1 protein-coding gene is annotated in these 423 nt (G+C 67.8%); it reads right to left on the bottom strand.

Going from position 1 to position 423, the window contains the following annotated elements; genetic code table 11:
• Positions 1–423: ABC transporter permease subunit (locus tag EOD07_RS37220; protein WP_127238551.1), on the bottom strand; the 423-nt coding region annotated here is incomplete at both ends.

Here is a 423-nt window from a genome sequence, read left to right as displayed (position 1 = left end):
ATCGTGGACACCGCGATTGCCGCCGCCTGCGTGCCCAGTCCCGCCTCTTCCAGACTGAACAGCACGACTCCGAGCGTTTCCTTGCCGCTCGACCACAACAGCGCCGAGACGGTCAACTCGTTGAAAGCGCTCATGAACACCAGCAGCCCGCCGGCCACGGCCGCGGGCGCCGCGAGTGGCGCGGTGATCGTCCAGAGCCGCCGCAACGGGCCGGCGCCGGATACTGCTGCCGCCTCGTCGAGATCGCGCGGAATCTGCCCGACGGCCGTCGTCACCGGTTTCATCGCCAACGTCAGGAAGCGCATCGCGTAGGCGACCAGGATGATCGACGCGGTCGCGTAGAGGCTGCCGATCAGCGGCAGCGGCCGCAGGAACAAAAGGATGCAGGCGATCGCCAGCACCACGCCGGGGATCGTGTAAGGC

This window comes from Mesorhizobium sp. M2C.T.Ca.TU.002.02.1.1, from assembly GCF_003997225.1.
Note: the sequence above shows the minus strand (reverse complement) of the source record. Positions and strands in the feature narration are given on the sequence as shown.